Annotated in this window: 2 protein-coding genes; both read left to right on the top strand. The window is 65.9% G+C overall.

The window, feature by feature from the left end:
- Window positions 1-652: organomercurial lyase MerB (gene merB / locus ACFWJO_RS38265; protein WP_386872777.1), on the top strand; the 652-nt coding region annotated here is incomplete at its 5' end.
- Between the two features lie 163 nt (window positions 653-815).
- Window positions 816-1662: FAD-dependent oxidoreductase (locus tag ACFWJO_RS38260; RefSeq protein WP_386872775.1), on the top strand; the 847-nt coding region annotated here is incomplete at its 3' end.

The raw sequence follows: 1662 nt of genomic DNA, 5'->3' as shown, positions 1-1662 counted from the left end.
CAGCGAGGTCACTGACCGGCTTGCGTCCAACGAGACGGGGATGGAGCCCTGGCTGTGGATGCCCCTACTGAAACTCCTCGCCCTGGGCGACCCGGTCGACGTGAGCGACCTCGCCGCGGCGACCGGCCGTGCCGGGGAGGAAGTCCGCACTGCCCTCAAGGCGATGGGCGACACGGAGTACGACGGGTCCGGGCGGATCATCGGGCAGGGCCTGACGCAGCGCCCCACGCAGCACCGGTTCGAGGTAAACGGTGAGCAACTCTACACCTGGTGCGCGCTGGACACCCTGATCTTCCCGACCCTGCTGGGCGCATCCGCGCGTATCGAATCCTCACATCAGGCCACAGGCACCCCGGTACGGGTGGCTGTCACAGCGATGGGTGTCACCAGCGTGGAGCCGGCCACCGCCGTGGTGTCCCTGGTGAACCCGGAGGACATCAGCTCCGTCCGCTCATCGTTCTGCAACCAGGTCCACTTCTTCGCCTCACCCGACGACGCAGCGCCCTGGCTCGAAACCCACCCCGGCGGCACCATCATGCCTGTCAAAGAGGCCTACGAACTCGGATCCTCCATGGCTGAGAAGATGCTCACCCACACACCAGGACCCGCCACCGACCAGGTAAGCAACGGCGTCCAAAGCTGCGCCTGCTGAACCAACCGACCACCCACCACTACCCGCCGGACCACCACTGGCAACTGGAGGGCTTGCACGGGTTCAGTACCGGTGCAGGAGGCGGGCCGGGGCCGGTGCGAGATGTTGACGAAGGACCGGAAAGAGCCGGGAAAGATCCGCTGAATCTGAAGGAGAAATTCTCATGAGTGAACATTTCGATGTTGCCGTCCTCGGTCTGGGCCCAGGCGGGGAGGTCGCGGCCGACCGGCTTCTGAAAGCCGGGAAGAACGTCGTGGTCTTCGAGCGGGAACTAATCGGCGGGGAATGCGCCTACTGGGCGTGTATCCCTTCCAAGACCGTCCTGCGGCCGCCGGAAGCGCGCACGGAAGTTCAACGGGCCGCCGGTGTCTCCGGCGCCGAACTGGACTGGGCTGCCACTGCAAAGTACCGGGACTACATGATCCGGAACCTCGATGACCAGGCACAGGTCGACGGGTACATCAAAGAGGGCGCCGTGGTGATCAAGGACGAAGCTCGGATTACCGGACCGGGCCGGATCCAGGCTGGAGACCGCGAGATCACAGCCGAGCACATCATTATCGCCACCGGCTCCGACGCCGTGATCCCACCGTTGGACGGCATCGACCAGATCACGGCCTGGACGAACCGTGAAACCTACACCACCAGCACGCTCCCCGAGCGGGCGGTCATCATCGGCGGCAGCGCCGTCGGCGTGGAAACCGCGACGTTCCTGGCCCGCTTCGGAGTGGCCATCACCCTGATCCACTGCGGCGAGAGGTTACTGGACCGCGAAGGGCCCCGGGTGGGGGAACTTGCCCACCAGTACCTGCAGGAGGCCGGCATCGACATCCGGCTGGCCACCTCCGCCGTCCAGGCGCGGCGCGAGGGAGCCGACAGCATCATCGAGCTTCAGACACGCGACGGCGATCCAGCCGGTGAGGTGGCAGCAGACGTCGTGATCTTCGGTACCGGCCGCACACCACGCACCGAAGGACTCGGCTTCGAACACGCTGGCGTAACCCTCGGCG

The organism is Streptomyces sp. NPDC127092, assembly GCF_042722475.1.
Lineage (GTDB): Bacteria > Actinomycetota > Actinomycetes > Streptomycetales > Streptomycetaceae > Streptomyces.
This window is presented reverse-complemented; position numbering and strand designations above follow the sequence as displayed.